This window comes from Streptomyces sp. NPDC031479, from assembly GCF_055581065.1.
In genome coordinates, this window is sequence record NZ_JBVIKC010000025.1 from 66,659 (window position 1) to 89,378 (window position 22,720).

Genomic DNA, 22,720 nt, shown 5'->3' on the forward strand with positions numbered 1-22,720 from the left:
TCTCTTTCAGTGATCGAAGCAGGGGTCGACGAGGGACGGCGTCGTCTCGGGAACGGAGCCGCGCGCGACGCGCCAGCGGCGGTGCTGCTCGGACTCGGCGACGGCCTCGGCCACGCGTGACGCCTGGTAGGCGCCGCCCTGGCCCTCCCGGCCCTCCCGGCCCGACTGGTAGCCGCCGAAATGGGCCACCGGGCTCCACTCGGGGGTCACCGGCGGAACCGTCTCGTCGAGACCCCCGTACTCCGCGGTCGCGTAGACGATGCGGCCGCCGACGACGGTGAGGACGGACTCGATGTCGGGAATGACGTCCTCGGGCACGGTGAGGAAGTCGTCGGAGAGGATGGCGAGGTCGCCGTACGAGCCTTCCCGCAGGGTTCCCTTGACGTCCTGCTCGCCGGTGAGCCGGGCACCCCCGCGGGTATAGAGGTCGAGGGCGGTCTCGCGGTCGAGCAGGTTCCCCGCCGGATAGAGCGCGGTGCCTCCGACGGTGCGCCCGGTCACGAGCCAGTGGAGTGCGACCCACGGGTTGTACGAGGAGACGCGGGTGGCGTCGGTTCCGGCCGCGACGGTCAGACCGCGGTCGAGCATGGCCCGGACCGGAGGGGTGTGGGCGGCGGCCCCGGCGCCGTAGCGGTCGAGGAACGCGGCGCCCTGGAAGGACATCCGGTTCTGGACCGAGACGGCGCCGCCGAGGGCGGCGATCCGGTCGAGGCTGCCGGCCGAGACGGTCTCCGCGTGGTCGAAGAGCCAGCGGTTGCCGCCGGGGAACAGCCCCTCCGCGGCGAGCTTCTCGAAGACGGCCAGGTCGCGGCGGATCGTCTCGTCGTAGGTCGCGTGGAGCCGGAAGCCCCAGCCCTTCTCCAGGAGGAGCCGGACGGCGCTCTCGAACTCGCCCTCGTAGCCCGCGGCGAGCTCGGGCCGGGGCTCGGAGAAGTTCTCGAAGTCAGCGGCCGCCCAGGTCAGGTTCTCGCCCGCGCCGTTCAGCCGGAGCCACTCGTCCCCGTCCCCGGGCTTGACCATCTCGGTCCAGCGCGTCAGGTCGGCGAGTTCCTGCCCGGCCGTCTGCGGGAAGAGGTGGTAGGCGATCCGCAGGGTCAGTTCCCCCGACCCGGCGAGGTCGGCGACCGTGGCGTAGTTGTCGGGGAAGTTCTGGAACCCGCCGGCCGCGTCGACCGCGGACGTCAGTCCGAAGCGGTTCAGTTCGCGCAGGAAGTGACGGGTCGACGTCCGCTTGTCGTCCTCGTCGAGAGCCGGTGCCTTGGCCAGGGTCGAGTACAGGAGGAGAGCGCTCGGCGCGGCGAGGAGAACGCCGTTGGGTTCGCCGTCCCGGCCCCGTACGATCTGCCCGCCGCGGGGATCCGGGGTGTCACGGGTGAATCCGGCTGCCCGCACCGCGGCCCGGTTCATCAGGGCCGACTGGTACAGGTGCAGGACGAAGACGGGGGTGTCGGGGGCGGCGGCGTTCAGCTCGGCGACGGTCGGCATCCTGCGCTCGGCGAACTGTTCGGCGGTCCAGCCGCCCACCACCCGGATCCACTGCCCCCTGGGGGTGCGGCCGGCCTGCTCGCGCAGCATCGCCAGGGCGTGCCGGAGGCTTCGTACGCCGTCCCAGCGCAGCTCCAGGACGTAGTTCAGGCCGCCCCGGATGACATGCAGGTGCGAGTCGTTCAGGCCGGGGATCACCCGGCGGCCCAGGGCGTCGACGACCCTCGTTCCCGGCCCGACGAGGTGGGCGAGGCCGTGGTCGTCACCGAGGGCCGCGACCCGGCCGCCGCGGATGGCGACGGCACGGGCCTCGGGGCGGGCGGGGTCGCCGGTGAACACCTTGGCGTTGCGGACGAGGAGGTCGGCGTGCTCGTGTTCCCTCCGCGGGGCGGGGACGAGGCCCGCCACCGGCATGCTCGTCGTCGACGGCCCGGTCATGCGAGGGCCTCGCGCAGGGTGTCGGTGGCGAGACCGAGGGCGAGCTCAGCGGCCCGCGTCCCGCGCAGCGCGTTCAGCATGACGAAGTCGTGGATGGCGCCCTGGACGCGCAGGGCGGTGACGGGGACTCCGGCGGCGCGCAGCTTCGCCGCGTACGCCTCGCCCTCGTCGCGCAGGACGTCGGCCTCGGCGGTGATGACCAGGGCCGGCGGCAGGCCGGTGAGCTGCTCGGTGGAGGCGCGCAGCGGGGAGGCGGTGATCTGGGCGCGCTCGGCCTCGTCGGTCGTGTACTGGTCCCAGAACCACTTCATGGCGTCGCGGCGCAGGAAGTGGCCCTCGGCGAACTCGTGGTACGAGTCGGTGTCGAAACTCGCGTCCGTGACCGGGTAGAAGAGGACTTGCTGGACGAGCGCGACGTCGCCGCGCCCCTTGGCCATGAGGGTGAGGGCGGCGCTCATGCCGACGGAGTCGCCGGCGACGGCGATCCGCGTGCCGTCGAGGTCCTTGTGGTGGCCCTCGCGGGCGATCCACTGGGCGACGCCGTAGTTCTGCTCGATCGCGACGGGATAGCGCGCCTCGGGCGAGAGGTCGTACTCGGGGAACACCACGGCCGCCCCCGTGCCGACGGCCAGTTCGCGGACGAGCCGGTCGTGGGTGTGGGCGTTGCCGAAGACCCAGCCGGCGCCGTGGATGTAGAGGATGACGGGGAGCGGGCCGGTGGCGTGGCGCGGGCGGACGATCCGGGCGCGGACGTCGCCGGCCGGGCCGCCGTGAACGGTGATCCACTCCTCGTCGACGTCGGGCAGGGGAACGCCCTCGCCGCTCTGGACGTCGTCCACGGCCTTACGGCCTTCGGCGACGGGGATCTGGTAGAGGTACGGCGGCTGGGCGGTGGCGTCGGCGAAGGCCCGGGCGGCGGGTTCGAGGACCGGACGGTTTGTCATGAGGGTTTCTCCTTCTGGGTGCCGGTGGCGGCGGCCGGGAGGCTCGCGGGTACGGCGGGGGCAGCGCCCGTCAGCGCGGCCACCGGGGCCGGCAGGGCGAGGGCGAGGGTGCGTCTCGTGGGATGCATGAGGTTTCTTTTCGGGTGAAGCGTTCGGGCGGCCTCGGTCGGTCGGGGGGCGCCGGTCGGGGGGCGCGCAGGGTGAGCGGGAGGGGCGCGCCGGACGAGCGGACGGGACCTCGCCTCAGAGGCCGTACGCCTCCAGGAGCCGGAGCCAGACCTCGCTCACCGTCGGGAAGGCGGGCACGGCGTGCCACAGACGCTCCAGGGGGACCTCGCCCACGATGGCCACGGTGGCCGTGTGGACGAGTTCGGCCGCCATCGGGCCGGTGAGTGTGCAGCCGACGACGACCCGTCGGGTCTCGTCGACGACGAGCTTGGCGAGGCCGCGGTAGTCGTCCGCGTAGAGCGCGGCCCCTGCGACGTCGTCGATGCGGTACTCCACCGTGCGTACCGCGAGACCCGCTTCGCGCGCCGCGCGTTCCGTGAGACCGACGCTCGCGACTTCGGGGCGGGTGAAGACGGCCTGCGGGACGGCGACGTGGTCGGCCTCCGCGCTCCACGGCTGCCGGCCGCCGGTGACGGCCGGGCGCCCCGCGGCTCGCTCGGCGATCGCCGCCGCGCAGGCGCGGGCCTGGTACTTGGCCATGTGGGTCAGCGGCGCACGGTGGTTCACGTCGCCGACGGCATAGAGCCATTCGCCGCCGACCGCGGTGACCCGGCAGGTGTCGTCGACCGGGAGCCAGTCGCCTGCGGGCAGACCGACGGAGCCCAGGCCGAGGTCCGCCGTGCGCGGGCGCCGGCCCACTGCGGCGAGGACCTCGTCGCAGACGAGGGCGGTGCCGTCGTCGGTGTTCACGGTCACCGTGCGGGTGTCGGCGCCGCGGGTGACCCGGACGGCCGACGCCCCGAAACGGATCGTGACGCCCAGATCGCCCAGCCCCCGGGTGACCTCTTCGCCGGCACACGGCTCCCACCCGGTCAGCAGGGCCTGGTCGCGGACCAGCAGAGTGACGGAGGAACCGAGCGAGCGCCATGCGGTGGCCATCTCGCAGGCCACCACTCCCCCGCCGATGACGACGAGCCGCTCGGGCACCGCGTCGGCCGTGGTGGCCTGCCGGCTGGTCCACACACCGATCCGGTCGAGCCCTTCGACCGGCGGAAGGGCGGGTTCCGTGCCGGTGCAGACCACGACCGCGCGCCGGGCGCGCAGGGTACGGACCGTGCCGTCGGCCCCGGTCACCTCCACCCGGCGCTCGCCGGCGAGCCGTCCGTGCCCCCGTACGAGCGCGATGCCCGCACCGTCGAGCCAGTCGGCCTGGCCGGTGTCGTCGCCGCGCCCGGTGAAGCGGTCACGGCGGGCCAGGACGCGCGCCGGGTCGAGTGCCGCCGTGACCGCCTGCCGGGCACCGTCCACCGAGCGGGCCGCCGCTCGGGCGGTGCCGGGTCGCAGCAGGGCCTTGCTCGGCACGCAGGCACGGTAGGAGCACTCGCCGCCGACCGCCTCGGCCTCGACCACGACGGCGGTCAGCCCCGACCGGACGGTCCGGCCGGCGACGACCTCGCCGGCCGGACCGCCGCCGACCACGACGACGTCGTACGTGTCCATCAGCCGTGCACCAGGGGGGTGTCCACGAGGTGCTCGGCCAGGAACCACACCTGCGCCTCGCCGGTCCGGATGACATCCGAGACGAGGAGGTCGGCGCTGCCCTCGTCGCCCTCCCCGGTGAGCCGGGCGGCGGCGTCCCGGGCGTCGATCAGGATCCGCTCGTGCCCGTCGAGGAGCCTCGACAGCATGACGGGCACCGGCTCGACGCCGTCCGGCGGCCGGGGGATCGCGGTCAGCTCCGCGACGTGGCGAGGATCCCCGACGGCGACGCCGCCGAGGCTCTGGACCCGCTCGGCCAGCGCGTCCACGATGGCCAGTTGGGCCTCTGCGTGCTTGTCCAGCATCAGGTGGAGCGAGTAGAAGGTCGCCCCGCGCATGAGCCAGTGGTGCTTCTTGTAGAGGGAGTACAGGATCTGCGTGTCGGCGAGGACGCGGTTCAGCCGCTGGCAGCCGTACATGCGCGTGTCGTGGCCGAGGCCGATCGGCAACTGCTTGAGCGTGCCGAACGCCTGGGTCTCGGCGCCCTTCTGGTGCAGAAGCGGCTGGCCGCCGCCGTGCGGGGTCGTGAGTGTGTCCATCGGGTGCTCCTGCTCGGGAGGGAGTGGGAAGGGCCCGGCCGCCCGGCCGGGGGTACGCGGGCGGCCGGACCCGGTCTGCGCGGCTCGCGCTGAACGCTCAGCGCTCAGCGCCTGCCGGGGGCGGCGGCGTGCGGCGCCGCCGGGGCCCGCCGGTGCAGGACGAGCCGGGTGAGGAGTCCGCTGCCCAGGCCGGCCACGAGCGCGAGGGCGGCCCACCACAGCGGGTAGGGCGTGAGGCCGAGGGCCGCGTCGAGGGACCAGGCGCCGGGGCCGGCGGCGGCGAGGGCGGCGGCGGTGCCGATGAGGACGAGTGGGTACTCGTATCCGTCGTTCTGCACCCAGAGCCCGTGGCGCCGTTTCACGGTGAGCGCGACCGTCATGACCCCGATGGCCCCGGTCGCGGCGAGCGGGGTCAGGAGGCCGACGGCGAGCAGCAGGCCCGATCCGATCTGACCGCCGCCCGCCGCCAGGGCGGTGAGGGCACCGCCGCGGAAGCCGTCGGCGCGGAACTCCTCGCTACCGCCCTTGAGTCCCTTGCCGCCCAGGTGCGAGCTGACCTTCTGCACACCGTGCCCGGCGACGAGCAGTCCCACCAGCAGACGCAGGATCAGAATGCCGGTGTCCACGGGGGTCAGCCCGCCGCGTGCGCGCCGATGACGCTCTGCGCGTACACGACACCCAGGCCGTACGCGCCCGCGTGGGCCTTGACGATCTCCATGACCGCGCCGTACGTCTCCTGGCGCGCCCAGTCGCGCTGCAGCTCCAGGAGGACCTGGACCCAGGTCACCGGGACCGCGCCGGCGGCGATCATCCGCTGCAGCGCGTGCTCGTGGGCGGCCGGGCTGACGCCCCCGGAGGCATCGGTCACGACGTACACCTCGTACCCCTGCTCCAGCGCCGAGAGCGCGGGCAGCACCAGGCAGACCTCGGTCCACAGGCCGGCCAGGACGATCTTCCTGCGCCCGGTCGCCCTGACCGCCGCCACGAGCGCCTCGTCCTCCCAGGCGTTCATGGTGGTGCGGTCGATGACCTCGTTCCCGGGGAACACCTCGGCGAGCTGCGGCAGCAGGGGCCCGGAGAACGACTCGGCGGCGACCGTGGTCAGGACGGCCGGAACATCGAACGCCTTGGCCGCCTTGGCGAGACCCACGGTGCTGTTGATGATGGCGGCACGATCGCCGCTGCCGGTGCCGAAGAACATCTGCGGCTGGTGGTCGACGAAGAGCATGACCGCGTTGTCGGGCGTGAGAAGGTCCGCGCCGGGGGCAGCCTGCACCTGGTTGATGTCGAACATGAGGGGTCCTTTCGCAGCAATCGGAAGCGCGCCCGCCGCTTCCGCGGCCCGGCACTTCTTCACGCTACGAGCGACCCGAACGGCCGCGTTGACCTCCTGCGCCCAGGAGTTGACACGACAGCGCACACAGCCGGAGGCGAACCCGACAGGCAGGCCCCGGAAGCCATCAGCCCAGCAGCGTGCGCCGCCCGCCCGTGCTGCCGGGCCTGGGGGACTACGACAGTGCCGATCAGAGTTCCGCGGCGACGCCCGTCACAGCAGGTCCGAGCCCTGGCCTTCCCGCAGTAGCCACTCCCTGACCGAAGGAGAGCGGTCAAGGAGCCGGCTGACCCGCATGCCTTCTTCGCGTGAGGTCACCCTCGGCAGCGGGGTGAAGTCGCCGGGAAGCACGTCCAGCAGACTCCTCACGCGGTCTCCCGGACGCAGCGTGATCAACAGCTCGCACCGCAGCTGACGTGGCACGTCCGGGCGGTGGGACAGGCTGTTCCACAGGGCCGGCCACAGGTAGTGGGCACCGTCGGGAGCCGCATTCGCCCGCACCCACACCGGGTCCAGCCGCTGGTTCAGGCCGAGGTCACACGCCCGCTCCTCCAGCCCGAACAGCGAGGCCGAATCGATGACCTTCACCTCGCGGGGCAGCGGCTGATCGAAGTCCATCGCCCCATGCTGCCCGACCACACCCTTGCACGGACCACCCGCGAGCCTCGCCCGTCTGCCCTGGCGTCGAGCGGCATGAGACGCGGCGCCCGGCCCGCCGACGGGGCGGGTGGCACAGCAGGTGATGTGCCACCCGTTCCCGGGCAAGGGCAAGGTTCTCGGGGACGTGGTGAGGGGCCGCTCCGAGCAGCGCATCGGCCGGGTCAGTCGGACGGGTCGGGTGGTGTGCCCGCGGCGCGGCGGAATTCCTCGTTGAGGCGCTGGGCCTCTTCGAGCTGGTCCTCGAGGATGACGATGCGGCAGGCGGCCTCGACCTGCATGCCCTGGTCGACGAGTTCCCGGGCGCGGGCGGCGATGCGCAGCTGGTAGCGGGAGTAGCGGCGGTGGCCGCCCTCCGAGCGGAGCGGGGTGATCAGGCGGGCCTCGCCGATGGCACGGAGGAAGCCGGGGGTGGCGCCGAGCAGCTCGGCGGCCCTGCCCATCGTGTAGGCGGGGTAGTCATCGTCGTCCAGCCGGCCGCCGAGCGAGTCGTCCTCTGTCATCTGCACCTCTTCTTGGGAGCGCGTCGAGGGGCCCTGGTGCCGTACGGCGCCAGGGCCCCGGGGGAAATTCAACACCATCTGTCGGCCATGGTGTGTTTCCCCCCGGGCAGGTGCCCGCGCTCGCGGACGCCGCGCACGGCGAAGGCCCCGACCGGCGGGGTGCCGGTCGGGGCCTTCCGTGTCGTGCCGCCGCTCAGACGGAGACGCCGAGCATCGCGGACGCCTGCCGGAGCGGGCTCAGGGCCGCGCCGGGAGCCGCGGGCAGGCCGCGGACGGTGAAGCCGAGCTGGGTCATGGCCCGGATGACCTCGCCGGCGCTGAAGTCGCGGCGGTCCTGGCGGGTGATGACCTGTCCCACCTGCATGACGGGGTAGACGCGACGGCCGATGACCACCGATTCGCCCACGACGGTTTCGGGCTTGACCCCCTTCATCGATTCCAGCACTCCGGCCTTGGTGAGGTCGAACGGGAACCGGGCGATGACACAGCGCATGATGCCTCACTTACGGAGAGAAGGGGGGAAGGGGTCTCGCTAGGCGGCGGCGTCGGACCTGGCCTGGGGCCGGCCGCTACGCCGCGCGGCCTGCGAGGGGCCGCCGCGCCGGCCGCGCGAGGCGGCGCTGCGCTTGGGGCGCTCGCTCACCGGCGCGGTGATGACGACGGGGATGCCGGACGGGGTCCGGGCGCCGGTGATGCGCTGCAACTCGGCCTCACCGGAGCGGACCTGGGTGACCTGCGGGTTGATGCCGGCGGTGGCCATCAGGCGGGTCATGTCGCGTCGCTGGTTGGGGGTGACGAGGGTGACGACGCTGCCGGACTCGCCCGCGCGGGCGGTGCGTCCGCCGCGGTGGAGGTAGTCCTTGTGGTCGGTGGGCGGGTCCACGTTGACCACGAGGTCCAGGTTGTCGACGTGGATGCCGCGGGCGGCGACGTTGGTGGCCACCAGCACGGTCACGTGCCCGGTCTTGAACTGGGCCAGGGTGCGGGTGCGCTGGGGCTGGGACTTGCCGCCGTGCAGGGCCGCGGCCCGTACGCCGCTGTTGAGGAGGTCCAGGGTCAACCGGTCGACGGCGTGCTTGGTGTCCAGGAACATGATCACGCGGCCGTCGCGGGCGGCGATCTCCGTGGTCGTGGCGTGCTTGTCGGCGCCCTGCACGTGCAGCACGTGGTGTTCCATCGTGGTCACCGCGCCGGCCGAGGGGTCGACGGAGTGGACGACGGGGTCGTTCAGGTAGCGGCGCACGAGCAGGTCGACGTTGCGGTCGAGGGTCGCGGAGAACAGCATCCGCTGGCCGCCCGTGCGCACCTGGTCGAGCAGCGCGGTGACCTGCGGCATGAAGCCCATGTCGGCCATCTGGTCGGCCTCGTCGAGCACGGTGATGTCGACCTGGTCGAGCCGGCAGTCGCCACGCTCGATGAGGTCCGCGAGGCGTCCGGGGGTCGCGACGACCACCTCGGCACCACCGCGGAGCGCGCCGGCCTGCTTTCCGATCGACATGCCTCCGACGACCGTGGCCAGCCGCAGCTTCACGGAGCGGGCATAGGGGGTGAGGGCGTCCGTGACCTGCTGGGCGAGCTCGCGGGTGGGGACGAGTACCAGGGCCAGCGGCTGACGGGGCTCCGCCCGCCGTCCGGCGGTACGGGCGAGCAGCGCGAGGCCGAAGGCGAGGGTCTTGCCGGAGCCGGTGCGCCCGCGGCCGAGCACGTCGCGGCCCGCGAGGGTGTTCGGCAGGGTCGCGGCCTGGATCGGGAACGGGACGCTCACGCCCTCCGCGCCGAGCGCGGCGAGCAGCGGGGCGGGCATGTCGAGCTCGGCGAACGCCTCTACGGCGGGCAGCGCGGGGGTGATCGTCCGGGGGAGGGCGAACTCGCCCTGTACGGCGGCGGCGGGCCGGCGGCCGTAGCCGCCGGAGCGGCCCTGTCCTCCCGAGCGGGCCTGGCCGCCGGAGCGGGACTGACCGCCGGAACGGCTGGGGGCCGCCGAGCCGAACCGGCTCCCGCCCGTGCGGGAGGAGGAGGCGGCGGAGCGGGTGTTCGTGCGTGTGCGGTTCATGCGGAACCTTCCTCGAATGCGGCGCATATCAAGGAATTCCCGCAGCGGCGAGCGCACGGAGAATTGCGAGAATGGGCCGGATGGGGTGTGAAAGCGTTTCTGGCCGGCGAAGTTCCGTGCGGGCTCAGGCGCTGGAAACGGGCGAGGATCCTCGTGCGGAGGGCCGCGGAATCCTCGGATCGTCCCGCAGGTGAACTCACTGCGGGGAAAACGCACAGCTGGGGCCCGCACCCCGAGGGATGCGGGCCCCAGCTGTGAAGTACGCGTCAGCGTCAGGCGGGAACGATGTTCTCGGCCGTCGGGCCCTTCTGGCCCTGCGCGATGTCGAAGCTGACCTTCTGGCCTTCCTGCAGCTCGCGGAAGCCCTGGGTGGCGATGTTCGAGTAGTGGGCGAACACGTCAGCGCCGCCACCGTCCTGCTCGATGAAGCCGAAACCCTTTTCCGCGTTGAACCACTTCACGGTACCAGTAGCCATGTCAAATCTCCTTTGGGGCAGTACAACGTGATCCGCAACGTGCGGACCACGTGTCGCCGCGATGATTGCCCCGCCGGACCAAAAGACCGGAAATACACAAGCCCCCGCAGCAGACACGAAGTCCGGTCCGAGTGCTTGAAATTTTGGGAACCACAACTGCAACTGAGATCGACAGTAGCACGGCACGGTGACCCGCGCCGTAAATATCGGCACTCTCATTGCAGCGGTGAAAAACCCTCAGCGCGCGGTCCGTCAAATTCTCATATGGCGAGCACAGGTATTCACCCGCCCGGGGCTCAGCGTTTCCTCCTCCGCCGGGCTGGTGCCCTTACCGGCACCGGGCCACGCTCATGAACACGGACATCGAGGCGCCTCCGCACGGGATCGGCGTACGGCAAACAGGGCGCCCGCGCCCGCAGCCAGCAACACGCCCGCGCCGCCGAACAGCCAGGGGGCCGGATCGGCTCCGGTATCGGGGAGCACGCCCCGCGGTGTGGACCCCGTGGCGCCCGCCGCGGTCCCGTCGGCCGACGGCACGCCGGCGACGGCGGCGGCGGCCGTACCAGCGGTACCCGATGCGGCGGACGGGCCCGGCTCCGGCTCCGTGTCCGTGTCCGTGTCCGGGCCCGGGTCCGTGTCCTTCCCGGTCCCTCCCCCGGTACCGCCCTCGGTCCCGCCCCCGCCCCCGCCCCCGCCCCCGCCCCCAGTGATGCGGAACGACGCCAAGACGTCGTTCTGCCCTGCATCCGGCGTGCACCTGGCGTCGATCTCGCCCGGATGGACGACGTCGCCGCTCACGTCCTTCAGCGCGAGATGCGCGACGAGGTCGCCGACGGTGATCCGCGCGCTGCCCGCACGCCGGAAGGTCAGCGCCGGTGCGGAGCCGGACGCCTCGATGTGGAAGGACCCGGACGCCGGGATCCCGGCCTTCGCACCGACCGGTACCTTCACCCGGACGTCCCCCTCCGGGGCCGCCACGCGCGCCTGAGCCTCCACCGTGCCCTCGATGGTCTTCGCACCGATCCCGCCCAGCATTTTCGCTGCGTCCGCGGGGACCAGCACCGCCGCGTCGACAGGGAAGGCCGGGGTGGCCCTTCCCGCCTCGGCCGACTCGGGGACGTCCGCGTCGATCCGCACCCTGACAGGCAGATTCCCGATCAACCCGGTCGAGCACGTGTACCGCAGGGTGAGTGACACCGGAGCCGCGGCAGCGGGTCCGGCTCCCGGGAGTCCCAGCACCCCGCCCGCGACCGCCGCGACCAACGCCGTGCGCAGCGGGCCGCGTGAGAACGGAGTACTCCGGACGGCAGGGACCGGCCGCCGCCGTTCCAGCGGGTTCTGGGTGCGCTTGCCAGTGCTCATGCCGACCCCCATCAGGGTGTTTCGATCTCTCGGAGACATACGTGGTGCGGTGATGTGCCGGCCACGGCCGGCACAGGGCAAGCCGCCGCCTTCGGGTCCGCTTCGCCCGCGGTACACGACGCGGCGGTGGTCGGCGCGCCGCTGCCGTCGCGGCCCGCACGATGGACCCGGGTCAGGTGGTCTTGGAGTTGTGCGTGACGGAACTGATAGACGGCGCCCGCCTGGCGCAGCACGTCCCGCTCGCACGCGTCGTCGAGGAAAGCGACCAACCGCCAGGGCAGTTGCCCCGTGAGCGGCAGCCAGATGCGCGCGAGGGCCACCCACTGACCCCAGGCGGTGAAAGCGAGTCCGTACGCGAGTCCGCCCGCGAAGGCGGCTTCGATCCCGAACGCCAGCCCCAGCAGAAGTCCCCACACGGGCCCTCCCGTGAATGCGTTGGCGCATCCGGCGCCCGTCCCGAACACGAAGGCCCACACCAGCAGATGGACGACCACGTTCCTGCGGTCCTGTGCGAGCAGCTCCGAGGAACTGACGCCGGATCCGATGTCGACGGGTACTTCCAGCCAGGCCATGAGCCCGAATACCGACCCGACCCCGAGCCCGAGCCCCGGTACGAACACGAGGGCCCCCGCGAGTCCGCCGTCCAGGCCGTCACCGAGTCCCAGGGACTCGACCACGACCCTGTCCAGGAACAGGAGCACCAGCGCTGCCAGGACCCCGCACACGAGCCCCAGCCCGAACCTGGGGAGGACCCCCGTACGCCCGCGCCCGGTCCTGCCGAAGACCTGTACGCGTACGCGCGACGGCTCTGCCCCGCCCCGCGTCACGAATCCGTACACGAGCCCGAAGAACAGCCCGTTCACGAGCGCGTGCAGGAACCCGACCACGAGCCCCCGTACGAGCGCGAACCTGAGCCCGAACGATGTCGCCACCAGATCCGCGGGAACGTTCCCGACGGCGGTCGTCACCCCGAGGGCCAGTGCGGCCAGGAATCCGATCACGAGCATCCGCGAGGATCGGCTCATCGTGGTGCCCAGTTGCCACCAGGCGAGGTCACGTGCCGGGGCGCCCGTGGCCGCCCTGCCGAGTCGGTCCAGGTGCGCGGCGAGGTGGCCGAGCCACTGCTGCGCGCGGTCGGGGTTCCAGTCCGGCCGCCGCCGCCGACGGCCGCCGCCGCTGCCGGTGTCGACCGGCGAGGGCTCGTAGGCGGCCGGGGTGAACGCTGCCAGGAGATGTCCCCGCAGGGCTTCCGGGGAGGCGAAGGTGGCGGTGTCCAGGAGCCGTACGGGGTCGCACCCTGGGGTGTCGCCGTAGACGGTGCGGGCGATGGCGACCATCAGCGGGGTGGTGAGCACTCTGGCGACGTTCTCCGCACCCGGGCCGCGCCGCTCCCTGCGCAGCTCGTCCAGAACGGGTTCCCACACGGTGCCGCCCGTACCGCCGCCCGTCCCCGGGCGGCTGGTGAGGGGCAGGTAGAGGGCGACGTCGGCCAGGGCCAGCTCGTCCAGCTCGACCACGGCGGCCTTCGGGAGGGGACGGGTCGTCTCCACTGCCTCGGCGTACTCCCGGGGACGGCTGGTGAGGAGCAGCGCGGTGGTGGTGCGGTCGAGCTCTTTCATCGCCGCACGCCGCAGGCCGCCCGCGATCTCGTCGAACCCGTCCATGACCGGCAGGATCCAGCCGCTGTCGACCAGGGCGCCCGCCAGGTTCCCTCCGTGTGCGGCGGGAACGGCGAGGCCGTGGTCCCGTACCAGCTGGTGGCACATCCAGTCGCGCAGGGAGACGGTGGTCGGGTCCCATGACCCCAAGCTGAAGATCACCGGTACGGGCTCGTCGGGCGTACGGGCGGCCAGCCGGTCGAGGACGAAGCGCACGGTCGTGATCGTCTTGCCCGCCCCGGCCGCACCGAGCACCACCAGCCGGCGGGACGGAACGGACCGGTAGACGTCCACGATCCGGTCGATGCGGCCGGCCAGTGCGAGCGGCGCCGGATCGGCCCCGGGCGGAGCGTCGCAGATCTTGGCCCAGTGATCGACCAGACGCGCGTCGGCGTTCCGGAAGCCCACGGGCAGCGGGAACGGGTCGTGCACGCGCCGCCGCCGCTCCTCCTTGCTCCATTGCCCGGCCACCCTGGAGGCGAGCAGCCCGGCCGCCTCCCGCAGCTCCGGCGCCGCGGGCAGCGGCGCCGCCCGGGGAAGCGCTTCGAGTTGGCCGGGATGCGCCGGCAGAGCGGTCAGCGAGCTCAGTTCGCCGATCTCCCGCGGACTCATCCGTCGATACCAGCGGTCCACCGGGCTCGCCGCGAGCGTGCTGAGCCCGTCGGAGCGGTAGTGCCTGGTGATGACGCCGATCACGTACCCGCCGCTCCACACCGGGGCCCCCGACATGCCCTCCCAAGGGGAACGGCCCCGCTCGGGGTCGTACTCCGGGGAAGACTTCAGGGTGATCTCCAAACTGCCCTCGCGCCGGTTCGACAACGGGGTGGTCTCACCGCGCGCGTGGTGGGAATCCCGGTACGACGCGGGCCCGCCGCCATCCGGCGACGCGGGCCCGGAGCGCAGTCTGAACCTCGGGAATCCCAGCGCTTCGCACTCCACCGGCTTCGCGACACGGGCGAACCGCACCGCCGCAACCGCGGCGGCGGCCGGGCCGTCCGGGCCGGAGCCGTCCGCGAGGGCGATCAGCGCGACGTCCGCGTCGGAGTTCACCCAGACCGGCGCGCCCGGCACCTCCCGCGTACCGCCGTCCTCGGTGAGGAAGCGCACCTGCACCGTCGTCGCGCCGTCCACCACGTGCGCGGCCGTGAGCACCGTGTTCGCGGCCACCAGGTAGCCCGACCCCCGCCCGCCGGCGCCCGTGCCGTGCGTGGTGAGGACCTGGACGGCCCGCCTCCGGTCGAGTCCGTCCGGCTCCGTCGCCCCGCCCACGAAGGCCCTCACCGCTCGTGCGCGTCAGCGCTGCCGGAGATGAACGGCGTGGTGTCCACCCCCACCAAGGCCGGTCGCAACGCCAGTGAGACGCGCTGGGCCGAGGCGGCGCTCACCGCCGCCTCCGCACCGGACTCCACCACCCAGAACCGCACGTGCGCCCCCGCCTGCCCGGACCGCTCCAGCGCGACCGTCAGCTCCAACTCGATCGGGCCCAGCTCGAAGCGCAGTGCCTCGCCCTCGGCATCGGCGATCGCCCGCCCCAGCTCCTCCCGTAGGTCCCTGATCACACTCGCCAGCTCGATCACACCGCGCCCCTCGCGCTCCCGGCTTCTCAGCCGTCGTCCGTCGCATCTCTGCAACCATGAGCGGACACGCTGCAAGGCAGATGAAATTCCGATGATGTGCGAAAGCGGGCTTGTCCATGGACGGCGCACCTCCCGAGCAGCTCCGAATCGCGGTACTCGGTCCCTTACGGGCGTGGCGGGGCGCGGTGCCACTGGATCTGGGGCCGGTCAAACGGCAGGCCGTGCTGGCGGCGTTGCTGCTCGGCAAAGGTGCCGTGCTGAGCCATGAGCAGCTGATGCGCGGAGTGTGGGGAACGGAGCCGCCCGCATCCGGTCACAAAGTGCTGGCCAGTCACGTCAACCCGCTGCGCCGGGCGCTCGACGCGGAGGGCACGCGGCATACGGAGTCGGTGATCCGCAGCGGAAAGGGCTGGTACCGCTTCGTCGTCGACGGGGTCCGGCTCGATGTGGCGGATGTGACCGAACGGGCCGATGAGGCGCGGCGTACGAAGGGGTCCGGCGATCTGGCCGGGGCCGCCGACCGGTTGTCCGCGGCGCTCGCACTGTTCCGGGGCGAGCCCCTGACCGGCCTGCCGGGGTCGTTCGCGCAGGCCGAGCGGGAGCGGCTGTCGGAGCGCCGGCGAGGGCTCCGGCTGGAGAGGCTCACGTGCCTGCTCCTGCTGGGGCGGTTCGGTGAGGTCCTGGACGACCTCGGCGCCCTGTCCCCGTCCGACCGGTACGACGAGTCGCTGCTGGCGCTGCGGATGCGGGCCCTGTACGGCTGTGAGCGCCAGGCGGAAGCACTCAACGCCTACCAGGGCCTGCGCGTACGACTGAGGGACGAGCTCGGCGTCGGTCCGGGGGAAGAGCTCCGCCGGCTGTACGAGGCGGTGCTGCGCCGCGACGACGAACTCCTGCTCGGTACGGGCGCCGAACGCTCCGCCGCACGTCCCGGCCGGCCCGGGACCCGCCGCGCCGTCAATGAACTGCCGGGCGACGCCGGCCGCCTCATCGGCCGGGAGGCCGCGCTCGCGCAACTGACCGGGCCTTCCGCGCCCGGATCCGTATCGATCGTGACCGTGGACGGTACGGCCGGGGTCGGCAAGACCGCGCTCGTCGTACGCGCGGCCCGTGAGCTCAGCGACCGGTACCCGGACGGCAGCCTGTTCGTGGACCTGCGCGCGCACAGCACGCAGCGGCGCCAGTCCCCCGAGCAGGCGCTGCAGCGCCTGCTGCGTTCCCTGGGCGCGGCCAAGGGCGAGCTGCCGAGCGACCTCGAAGAACTCACCGCCGCCTGGCGCGCGGCGACCAGCGCGCTACGGCTGCTCCTCGTACTGGACGACGTCCTGGACGCCGACCAGGTGCGACCGCTGCTGCCCGCGGGCGCGGGAAGCAGGGTGCTGGTGGCCGGCCGCCGGCGGCTGGCCGAACTGGACGCCGACCGGCGCGTCACGTTGGAGCCGCTGACCGGCGGGGACGCGGTGCTGCTGCTCACGCACCTCATCGGAGAGGAGCGCGCGAGCCACGAGCCGGAGGCTACGCGACAGCTCGTCGGACTGTGCGACGGTCTGCCGCTGGCGCTGCGCATCGCCGGGTCGCGGCTGCAGAGCCGCCACACCTGGACGGTGGAGCACCTGGTGGGCCGCATGGCGGGCGACGAGCGCCGGCTGGGCGAACTGAGCATCGGCAACCGCAGCGTCGAGGCGGCCTTCCGGCTGTCGTACGACCAGCTCGCACCCGACCAGCGGCGCGGATTCCGTGCCCTGGGCCAGGCGCCGACGGTCGAGTTCGACGTGCTGACGCCCGCGGCCATGCTCGGCGGGTCGGCCGACGACACCGAGCAGATCCTGGAGAGCCTGGTCGACACGAGCCTTCTGCAACAGCCGCGTCCGGGCCGCTACCGGTTGCACGACCTGGTGCGCGTGCACGCCCGGCGCCTCGCGGAAGCCCTGCCCGACGAGGCCGCCGGCACGCGCACGGCCGCCCTGCGCCTCTACCTGGACGCGGCCCGGGTCACCAGTGACTGGGGCCTCGCCACCGGTTTCCCCACCGGGCCCCGACCCGCCGGAGCACCGTTCACGCACTGGAAGGACGCGGAGGTCTGGCTGGACGCGGCCGGCGGGGAACTCCCCGACGTCGTCGGGCACGCCGTGGCCCTCGGCGAGATCGACCACGCGTGCTGGATCGCCGAGGCGCTGGTGGACTACTTCACACGGCAGGGCCGCTACCACGAGTGCCAGACCGCCCTCGACATCGCACTCGCGCGCGTGGACGAGGCCGCCGACCCGCGGATGGCCATCGCCCTGCGGAACTGCCTGGCCTTCACCGGCGTGTACCAACGCCGGTACGCGCAGTCGCGGACCCTGTTCACCGAGGCGCTCCACCTCAGCCGGCGCAGCCGCGACCCGGCCGAAGAGACCCGTGCTCTCCTCGGGCTGGCATCCGTCGACCTGAGCGTGGGCGAGAGCGGGCGGGCGATCGCCCGTGTCACCGAGGCGCTGGGCCTGTCCCGGCCGGTGGACAACGACTGGGTCGCCTCGATGGGGTTCGTCATCCATGGCCTCGCCCACCAGTTGGAGGGACGGCACGAGGAGGCGCTGGCCCGCTTCGCCGAGGCCCGTACCCACGCCGACCGGAGCGGCAGACCGCGCATGCTCGGCAGGGTCCTGAGCTTCGCCGCCGACGTGCACCTCCACCTCGGCCGGCACGCCGAGGCCGGGATCCTGCTCCGCCAGGCGGTCCAGCTGGTCGAGGAGGGCGGGGACGCGTTCCTCTGCGCGCGCGGCCTGACCCGGCTGGGCACGGCGGAGCAGGCCGAGGGGAACCCGGACTCGGCAGTGGTCCTCCACCACCAGGCGCTCCACCGGCACCGGTTGCTGTCCCCGCTCACCGAACCCGGCTACGACTGGCTGGAGATGGACATCCGCTCGCGGCTGGGCCGGGCCTACGTGGCGACGGGCCGCATCGACGAGGCGCTCGGGCAGTTCCGGGCCGTGCTGGAGGTGCCGGGGCGCCCGGGCCCACCGCGCTGACCGCGCGTCGGCGTCCGGGGAGAATGGCGCCGCGTCGGGGATTCCGCCGGGCCGCAATCGAATGGGGTCTGAAATGCGCCAGTGGCGGAAAATCGATCTGAAGAAACGCGGGATGCGGCGCAAGGGCGGCGTCCGCCGCCGGTGAGGCACTCCAGGGGTTCCGCCGGCGGGGCCTCGGGCCGATGTGAGAGATTGTCGCTCCTCTCGTGAAGAACTCCTTGACGGACCGGCAACGAAAGGGGTTGCCACCGGCGGACGGGGAGCCGAAAGGCCATGTCAACCCGCCGCCGCGACGGCCCGGTTGGGCGCACGCGGCGCCGCGGTGGGGGTCGGGGAGGCGCAGATCCGGGTGATAGCATCCCGGCATCTGTGATCTTGATCAATATTTGACTCAGATGCTGATCTGCGATCGGCGGCTTGATCTCCGCGTAACCGCAGGTGAACCGTGCCGATCAGCCGTGTTGCGGGGCCTCGCGAGGTGTATCTGCAGCCGTCCGCATGCCATGCGCCGGGAAAGGTTTCCATGAATCGAGACGCACTTGTGTGGTGCTTGGTTGCAGTGGCGGCGATAGCCGTCGCCGCGGTCGCGGCACTCGTCGCCCGCAACCGAGCGCTGGGGGCGAAGAAGCGGCACACCGAGGCCGAACTGAGGCAGGCGCTGCTCACGGCAGACGGCCACCTGCACTCCCTGCACGCCGACCTGCAGAGGTTCCGCAGCGAGCAGGACGCCACGCTCCGCGAAGCCAAGGAAGCGGCGGAGGAGAACACCAAGGCCGTTCTCAAGGGTGCCGCCAGGTTCCTGCAGAGCCTCGCGGCCGAGCAGACGACGCTTCTGGACGACATCCAGCGCAAGTACGGCGGACACGCCGTCCTCAGCGACCTGATGGACGTCAACCACGCCAACGCCCAGATGGCGCGCAAGGCCCAGGGCATCGCCGTCATGTGCGGCGCGCCGCTGGGCCGTCGCAACAGGCCCGCCAGCGTCTACGACGTGGTGCGCAGCGCCCAGGGCCAGATCCGCAACTTCCACCGGGTCGCCATCATGCAGCAGACCGGTCTCGCGCTGAAGGCGTCCGCGGTCGCGCCCGTCGCCCTCGCCGTGGCGGAGCTGCTCGACAACGCCGCGAGCTTCTCGCAGCACGACGCACCGATCGAGGTGACGTTCCAGCGCGTCCAGAACAACCTGTGCATCGTCATCGACGACGCCGGTGTCAGCATGAACGACGAGGACCGGCAGCGGGCGACCATGCTGCTCTCCGGAGAGGTCGCCCCCCGCCTGTCGGAGCTCGGGACCCAGCCGAAGTTCGGTTTCCCGGTGATCGGCCTGATCGCACGTCAGTACGGTTTCAAGGTGGACGTCACCGGAGTCTCCCGATACGGCGGCGTCAGGGCCGTCGTCCTCTTGCCCGAGGAGCTGTGGACCATGGAGGAGATACCGCCCGCCCAGGAGGCTCCGGTCGCCAACATCCGGCGCGCCGCCGAGAGCCGGCCCCAGAGCCCGCCGTCGCGCACGATGCACGGTCTGCCCAAGCGCGGCGCACGCCAGGCGCCCATCGCGAGCGTTCCCGATCCCGACGCCGCCCCGCCGGCGCCGTGGCCCCCGGGAGAGCCGGGTCGCGCGTCCGGACGCGGTCTGGGCGCCTTCCAGCGCGGCACGCTCTCCGGCCGCAACCTTGACGCCACCTCGTTCGAAGGGCCCGAAGACGCATGACCGCAGACCTGTCGTGGATGCTTGAGGACATCGTGCACAACGTGCCCCGCGCACGGCACGCCGTCCTGCTGTCCGCGGACGGCCTCCCTCGCGGCGCTACGGAAGGCCTGGCCGAGAAGGATGTACGCACGATCTCGGCCGCCATGGCCGGGATGCAGTCGCTCAGCCGGGCGACGGCCCACTTCGCCGGACCGGACGAGGACCGGCAGTGGAACCAGACCATCATCGAGTTCTCGCACGGCTGGAGCTTCCTGATCGGGGCCGGGCAGGGCTCCTATCTGGCCGCCGCGGCCGCGCCCGACGTGGACATGCAGCAGATCTCCTTCCGCATGCACCGCCTCGTCGCCCGGCTGGGCAACAACCTCACCTCGCCCCCGAGGGTGAGCGCCGAGGACGCCGCGGGTGCGCGCAGGAGCGCCCCCCGGCAGCAGGACTCCGGCGACTCGGGGTTCGTCCTCGGCGAGCTCGACCGGGTGGTGTCCCGGGTCGAGGGGGCCCTGCACGCGGTGCTGCTGGGATCGGACGGCCTTCCCCGCGGCGCGACCGACGGGATGAGCCGCGACCTCGCGGACACGATCTCCGCGGCCATGACGGGCATCCACGCCTACAGCCGGGTGACCTCCCAGTTCGCGGGGGTCGTCGAGGACGCGGAATGGCGTCAGACGGTCATCGAGTTCCAGCACGGCTGGATCTTCCTGATGGCGGCCGGCCCCGATGCCCTCCTGGCCGCTGCCGCCGAACACGACTGTGACATTGAGGAGTTCACCATGCGTCTGCACGAGGTGGTTCCCAGACTGATCGCGGGGGCGACACCGGGGAAGGGAACAGGCCGTGCCTGACGGACCCGAACACGACGAAGATCTGGAACTTACGTCTCCGTTAGTCCCCCTCTTCGTGATCACGAACGGACGGGCGCTGCCCCCGGACCACGAGTACGAGCACACGACGCTCGTGACGGCGGCGGCGGAGAGCGGACAGGTCACACCGCGCACGCTGTCCCCGGAAGCGGGGCAGGTCATGGACCTGGTCGCGAACGGCTTCCTGTCCGTGGCCGAGGTGGCGGGGCACACGCACCTGCCCCTGGGTATCGTCCGCATCCTGCTGGCGCAGCTGGAGGAGGACGGTCTCATCCTCGCGAGGAGACCGATTCCGCGTGCCGAACGTGTCGACAGAGAACTGGTCAGCGCCGTGCTCGAGGGCCTGAAGAATCGATTCGGAGCATAGCCCGTGTACCTGGATCCAGACGTCTCCCACGCGGTGAAGATCCTCATAGTGGGGCACTTCGGGGTCGGCAAGACCACCTGCATCGGCAGTCTCTCCGAGATCGAGCCGCTGCGGACCGAGGAGGAGATCACCGAGGCCAGCACGGGCTTCGATGACCTGTCGGGCACGCCCGGCAAGAAGACCACCACCGTCGCCATGGACTTCGGCCGGCTCACCCTGAGCGACACCCTGGTGCTCTACCTCTTCGGAACGCCCGGCCAGGAACGCTTCAAGGAGATGTGGGAGGAGCTCTCCCGCGGCGCTCTGGGCGCGCTGGTCCTGGTGGACCCGGAGCGACTGCACGAGTCCTTCCCCGTCCTGGACCTCGTCGAGCGTTTCGGCCTGACGTACGCCATCGCCGTGAACCACTTCGAGGGCACCACGGACTACCCGCTCGACGAGGTGCGCGAGGCCCTGAACCTCACCGCCGAGACCCCCGTCGTGAAGTGCGACGTACGGGACGAGAACTCCTCGGCGCAGGCCCTCATCACCCTCGCGAAACACCTCATGTCCCAACTCGGCTAGGAGCGCAGGAATGCAACAGCCACGTGAACCGCAGGAGATACCCCCCGGCTGCCCCGCGCACGGGAACGTCCAGATGTACGGCCCCTCGTTCGGAGCCGACCCCGACAGCCACTACGCGCAGCTGCGTCCGTACGGCCCCAGTGCGCCCGTGGACATCGCCCCCGACGTCCCGGCCGAGCTCGTCACCAGCTACGACGCCGCGCTGTACGTCCTGCAGAACCCCGCCTCCTTCGTACGCGACTCCCGCCGCTGGAACGCGCTCAACGAGGGGCGCGTCCCGGCCGACAGCCCGGCACTGCCCATGATGGGCTACCGCCCCAACGCACTGTTCAGTGACGGTGCGGCCCACGCCCGGCTGCGCAGGGCCGTCACCGACAGTCTCGCCACGGTCAACGAGCACCAGCTCATCAGGCAGACGCAGCAGTCCGCCAACTACCTGATCAGCCAGTTCAGCACCGACATCCGCGGGCAGGCGGAGCTGATGGCCGAGTACGCCCAGCCGCTGCCCCTGCTGGTCTTCAGCGAGCTGTTCGGCTGCCCGCCCGAGATCGGCGACCGGGTGATCGCCGGGATCAGCGGCATCTTCGAGGGGACGCCCGGGGCCGACGAGGTGCTCGGCAGTGCGCTCACCGAGCTGATCGCCCTCAAGCGGCGTCGCCCGAGGGCCGACCTGACGACGCGCCTGATGGAGCACTCGGCCCAGCTGAGCGACGAGGAGGTGCTCCACCAGCTGGTCACCCTCCTCTCCGGTGGCACCGCGCCGCTGGCCGCGGCCATCGGCACCAGCAGCGCCCTGTACCTGGGTGAGGACTGGCAGATCGGCCTCCCGGTCGAGGACGCGGTCTCCCAGACCCTCTGGAACTACGCGCCGATCGCCAACTACGCGGCCCACTACCCGACTCACGACGTCGAGCTCGGCGACAGGCTGGTCCGGGCCAACGATCCGGTCCTGATCTCGTTCGCCGCGGCCAACACCGACCCGAAGCTGACCAGGCACCGCGAACAGCTCAGCGCCAAGGCGCACTTGGCGTTCGGGGCGGGCCCGCACGCCTGCCCCGCCAAGGATCCGGCCTTCATGATCGCCGTGACCGCCGTCGAGACGCTGCTCAACCAGCTTCCCGACGTCGAGATGCGCGTCCCGTTCAAGGCGCTCACCTGGGCGCCGAGCCCGTGGATCCGCTCGCTGGTCACCCTCCCGATCCGGTTCACCCCGAGGGCCGCTCCCCCGGCTGCCGAGTCGGCCGGATCGAACGCCGTCCAAACGTCGCAGCAGCAGGCGGCCGCATCCTCCCCCTCCAACGCAGGCCCCTCGCGTACGAGCGCCGGCGCCGCGCCGCAGCCCAAGGGCGGCCTGTTCAGCCGCTTCCTGGCGTGGACCAAGGGCGGGTGAATCGAGTGTGATTCTAGTAACGTCCTGAGTACTCAGTGGTAGTGGAGTCTTTAACGATCATGTGGGTATGCATGGCGGCTGGTTCTCA

The 22,720-nt window shown here is 72.1% G+C and carries 21 protein-coding genes; 6 read left to right on the forward strand and 15 right to left on the reverse strand.

Translation table 11 applies throughout. The annotated features are described in order from the left end of the window. Positions 1-6: 6 nt before the first annotated feature. The 15 genes from ACZ5D2_RS25340 to ACZ5D2_RS25410 form a co-directional block, all read right to left on the reverse strand. A complete protein-coding gene (locus ACZ5D2_RS25340; protein ID WP_468932202.1) occupies positions 7-1,923 on the reverse strand; it encodes an amidohydrolase in 1,917 nt (638 codons plus the stop codon). Further along, positions 1,920-2,867 carry an alpha/beta hydrolase gene (locus tag ACZ5D2_RS25345; protein ID WP_468932205.1) on the reverse strand — a complete coding sequence of 316 codons (948 nt, stop codon included), beginning with the start codon at positions 2,865-2,867 and terminating at the stop codon, positions 1,920-1,922. The genes ACZ5D2_RS25340 and ACZ5D2_RS25345 overlap by 4 nt, the downstream gene beginning before the upstream one ends. After that, positions 2,864-2,995, reverse strand: a complete 132-nt coding sequence (locus ACZ5D2_RS25350) for a hypothetical protein (protein WP_468932208.1) — start codon at positions 2,993-2,995, stop codon at positions 2,864-2,866. The genes ACZ5D2_RS25345 and ACZ5D2_RS25350 overlap by 4 nt, the downstream gene beginning before the upstream one ends. A 115-nt stretch (positions 2,996-3,110) precedes the next feature. Next, entirely contained in the window at positions 3,111-4,535 is a 1,425-nt protein-coding gene (locus ACZ5D2_RS25355) for a dihydrolipoyl dehydrogenase family protein (RefSeq protein WP_371675939.1), read from the reverse strand. Further along, positions 4,535-5,113: a Dps family protein gene (locus ACZ5D2_RS25360; RefSeq protein WP_468932211.1), complete on the reverse strand. Its 579-nt coding sequence runs from the start codon at positions 5,111-5,113 to the stop codon at positions 4,535-4,537. The genes ACZ5D2_RS25355 and ACZ5D2_RS25360 overlap by 1 nt, the downstream gene beginning before the upstream one ends. Positions 5,114-5,217: 104 nt before the next feature. Then, complete coding sequence (locus ACZ5D2_RS25365; RefSeq protein WP_371675941.1) at positions 5,218-5,739, reverse strand: DoxX family protein; 522 nt, start codon at positions 5,737-5,739, stop codon at positions 5,218-5,220. A 5-nt stretch (positions 5,740-5,744) separates the two neighbouring features. Further along, the gene (locus ACZ5D2_RS25370) at positions 5,745-6,407 is read right to left on the reverse strand and encodes a hydrolase (protein WP_371675942.1); all 663 of its coding nucleotides are present in this window, start codon (positions 6,405-6,407) and stop codon (positions 5,745-5,747) included. A 252-nt stretch (positions 6,408-6,659) separates the two neighbouring features. Further along, on the reverse strand, positions 6,660-7,064 hold the full coding sequence (locus tag ACZ5D2_RS25375) for a hypothetical protein (protein WP_371675943.1): 405 nt from the start codon (positions 7,062-7,064) through the stop codon (positions 6,660-6,662). A gap of 203 nt (positions 7,065-7,267) precedes the next feature. Continuing rightward, on the reverse strand, positions 7,268-7,606 hold the full coding sequence (locus ACZ5D2_RS25380; protein WP_371675944.1) for a MerR family transcriptional regulator: 339 nt from the start codon (positions 7,604-7,606) through the stop codon (positions 7,268-7,270). A 193-nt stretch (positions 7,607-7,799) separates the two neighbouring features. Continuing rightward, entirely contained in the window at positions 7,800-8,099 is a 300-nt protein-coding gene (locus tag ACZ5D2_RS25385; protein WP_468932217.1) for an SCO5918 family protein, read from the reverse strand. A 39-nt stretch (positions 8,100-8,138) separates the two neighbouring features. Continuing rightward, entirely contained in the window at positions 8,139-9,659 is a 1,521-nt protein-coding gene (locus ACZ5D2_RS25390; RefSeq protein WP_468932220.1) for a DEAD/DEAH box helicase, read from the reverse strand. A 272-nt stretch (positions 9,660-9,931) separates the two neighbouring features. Beyond that, positions 9,932-10,135, reverse strand: a complete 204-nt coding sequence (locus ACZ5D2_RS25395) for a cold-shock protein (protein ID WP_189725621.1) — start codon at positions 10,133-10,135, stop codon at positions 9,932-9,934. A gap of 348 nt (positions 10,136-10,483) precedes the next feature. Further along, positions 10,484-11,536 (reverse strand): DUF6801 domain-containing protein, encoded by a 1,053-nt coding sequence (locus tag ACZ5D2_RS25400; protein ID WP_468932224.1) that lies wholly within the window; start codon positions 11,534-11,536, stop codon positions 10,484-10,486. Beyond that, positions 11,509-14,424: a trypsin-like peptidase domain-containing protein gene (locus tag ACZ5D2_RS25405; RefSeq protein WP_468932226.1), complete on the reverse strand. Its 2,916-nt coding sequence runs from the start codon at positions 14,422-14,424 to the stop codon at positions 11,509-11,511. Before ACZ5D2_RS25405 ends, ACZ5D2_RS25400 begins: the two co-directional genes overlap by 28 nt. An 8-nt stretch (positions 14,425-14,432) precedes the next feature. Continuing rightward, the gene (locus ACZ5D2_RS25410; protein WP_371675949.1) at positions 14,433-14,732 is read right to left on the reverse strand and encodes a trypco2 family protein; all 300 of its coding nucleotides are present in this window, start codon (positions 14,730-14,732) and stop codon (positions 14,433-14,435) included. A 185-nt stretch (positions 14,733-14,917) separates the two neighbouring features. Here ACZ5D2_RS25410 and ACZ5D2_RS25415 point away from each other — a divergent pair, with 185 nt between their 5' ends. The 6 genes from ACZ5D2_RS25415 to ACZ5D2_RS25440 all read left to right on the forward strand — a co-directional run bounded on the left by ACZ5D2_RS25415 (position 14,918) and on the right by ACZ5D2_RS25440 (position 22,632). Further along, complete coding sequence (locus ACZ5D2_RS25415) at positions 14,918-17,743, forward strand: AfsR/SARP family transcriptional regulator (protein ID WP_468932230.1); 2,826 nt, start codon at positions 14,918-14,920, stop codon at positions 17,741-17,743. Positions 17,744-18,266: 523 nt separating this feature from the next. Continuing rightward, positions 18,267-19,454, forward strand: coding sequence for an ATP-binding protein (locus tag ACZ5D2_RS25420; RefSeq protein WP_371675951.1), 1,188 nt, complete (start codon positions 18,267-18,269; stop codon positions 19,452-19,454). Next, a complete protein-coding gene (locus ACZ5D2_RS25425) occupies positions 19,451-20,293 on the forward strand; it encodes a roadblock/LC7 domain-containing protein (RefSeq protein WP_371675952.1) in 843 nt (280 codons plus the stop codon). Before ACZ5D2_RS25420 ends, ACZ5D2_RS25425 begins: the two co-directional genes overlap by 4 nt. Next, complete coding sequence (locus tag ACZ5D2_RS25430) at positions 20,286-20,678, forward strand: DUF742 domain-containing protein (RefSeq protein ID WP_371675953.1); 393 nt, start codon at positions 20,286-20,288, stop codon at positions 20,676-20,678. The genes ACZ5D2_RS25425 and ACZ5D2_RS25430 overlap by 8 nt, the downstream gene beginning before the upstream one ends. 3 nt (positions 20,679-20,681) lie before the next feature. Beyond that, complete coding sequence (locus ACZ5D2_RS25435) at positions 20,682-21,242, forward strand: GTP-binding protein (protein WP_371675954.1); 561 nt, start codon at positions 20,682-20,684, stop codon at positions 21,240-21,242. A gap of 10 nt (positions 21,243-21,252) precedes the next feature. Then, a complete protein-coding gene (locus ACZ5D2_RS25440; RefSeq protein WP_371675955.1) occupies positions 21,253-22,632 on the forward strand; it encodes a cytochrome P450 family protein in 1,380 nt (459 codons plus the stop codon). Positions 22,633-22,720 lie beyond the last annotated feature (88 nt).

What these genes read in the sequence shown, in the direction of transcription:
- ACZ5D2_RS25340 (WP_468932202.1), bottom strand. Translation starts at nt 1,923, where the DNA reads ATGACCGGGCCGTCGACGACGAGCATGCCGGTGGCGGGCCTCGTCCCC.
- ACZ5D2_RS25345 (WP_468932205.1), bottom strand. Translation starts at nt 2,867, where the DNA reads ATGACAAACCGTCCGGTCCTCGAACCCGCCGCCCGGGCCTTCGCCGAC.
- ACZ5D2_RS25350 (WP_468932208.1), bottom strand. Translation starts at nt 2,995, where the DNA reads ATGCATCCCACGAGACGCACCCTCGCCCTCGCCCTGCCGGCCCCGGTG.
- ACZ5D2_RS25355 (WP_371675939.1), bottom strand. Translation starts at nt 4,535, where the DNA reads ATGGACACGTACGACGTCGTCGTGGTCGGCGGCGGTCCGGCCGGCGAG.
- ACZ5D2_RS25360 (WP_468932211.1), bottom strand. Translation starts at nt 5,113, where the DNA reads ATGGACACACTCACGACCCCGCACGGCGGCGGCCAGCCGCTTCTGCAC.
- ACZ5D2_RS25370 (WP_371675942.1), bottom strand. Translation starts at nt 6,407, where the DNA reads ATGTTCGACATCAACCAGGTGCAGGCTGCCCCCGGCGCGGACCTTCTC.
- ACZ5D2_RS25375 (WP_371675943.1), bottom strand. Translation starts at nt 7,064, where the DNA reads ATGGACTTCGATCAGCCGCTGCCCCGCGAGGTGAAGGTCATCGATTCG.
- ACZ5D2_RS25380 (WP_371675944.1), bottom strand. Translation starts at nt 7,606, where the DNA reads ATGACAGAGGACGACTCGCTCGGCGGCCGGCTGGACGACGATGACTAC.
- ACZ5D2_RS25385 (WP_468932217.1), bottom strand. Translation starts at nt 8,099, where the DNA reads ATGCGCTGTGTCATCGCCCGGTTCCCGTTCGACCTCACCAAGGCCGGA.
- ACZ5D2_RS25390 (WP_468932220.1), bottom strand. Translation starts at nt 9,659, where the DNA reads ATGAACCGCACACGCACGAACACCCGCTCCGCCGCCTCCTCCTCCCGC.
- ACZ5D2_RS25395 (WP_189725621.1), bottom strand. Translation starts at nt 10,135, where the DNA reads ATGGCTACTGGTACCGTGAAGTGGTTCAACGCGGAAAAGGGTTTCGGC.
- ACZ5D2_RS25400 (WP_468932224.1), bottom strand. Translation starts at nt 11,536, where the DNA reads ATGTCTCCGAGAGATCGAAACACCCTGATGGGGGTCGGCATGAGCACT.
- ACZ5D2_RS25420 (WP_371675951.1), top strand. Translation starts at nt 18,267, where the DNA reads ATGAATCGAGACGCACTTGTGTGGTGCTTGGTTGCAGTGGCGGCGATA.
- ACZ5D2_RS25425 (WP_371675952.1), top strand. Translation starts at nt 19,451, where the DNA reads ATGACCGCAGACCTGTCGTGGATGCTTGAGGACATCGTGCACAACGTG.
- ACZ5D2_RS25440 (WP_371675955.1), top strand. Translation starts at nt 21,253, where the DNA reads ATGCAACAGCCACGTGAACCGCAGGAGATACCCCCCGGCTGCCCCGCG.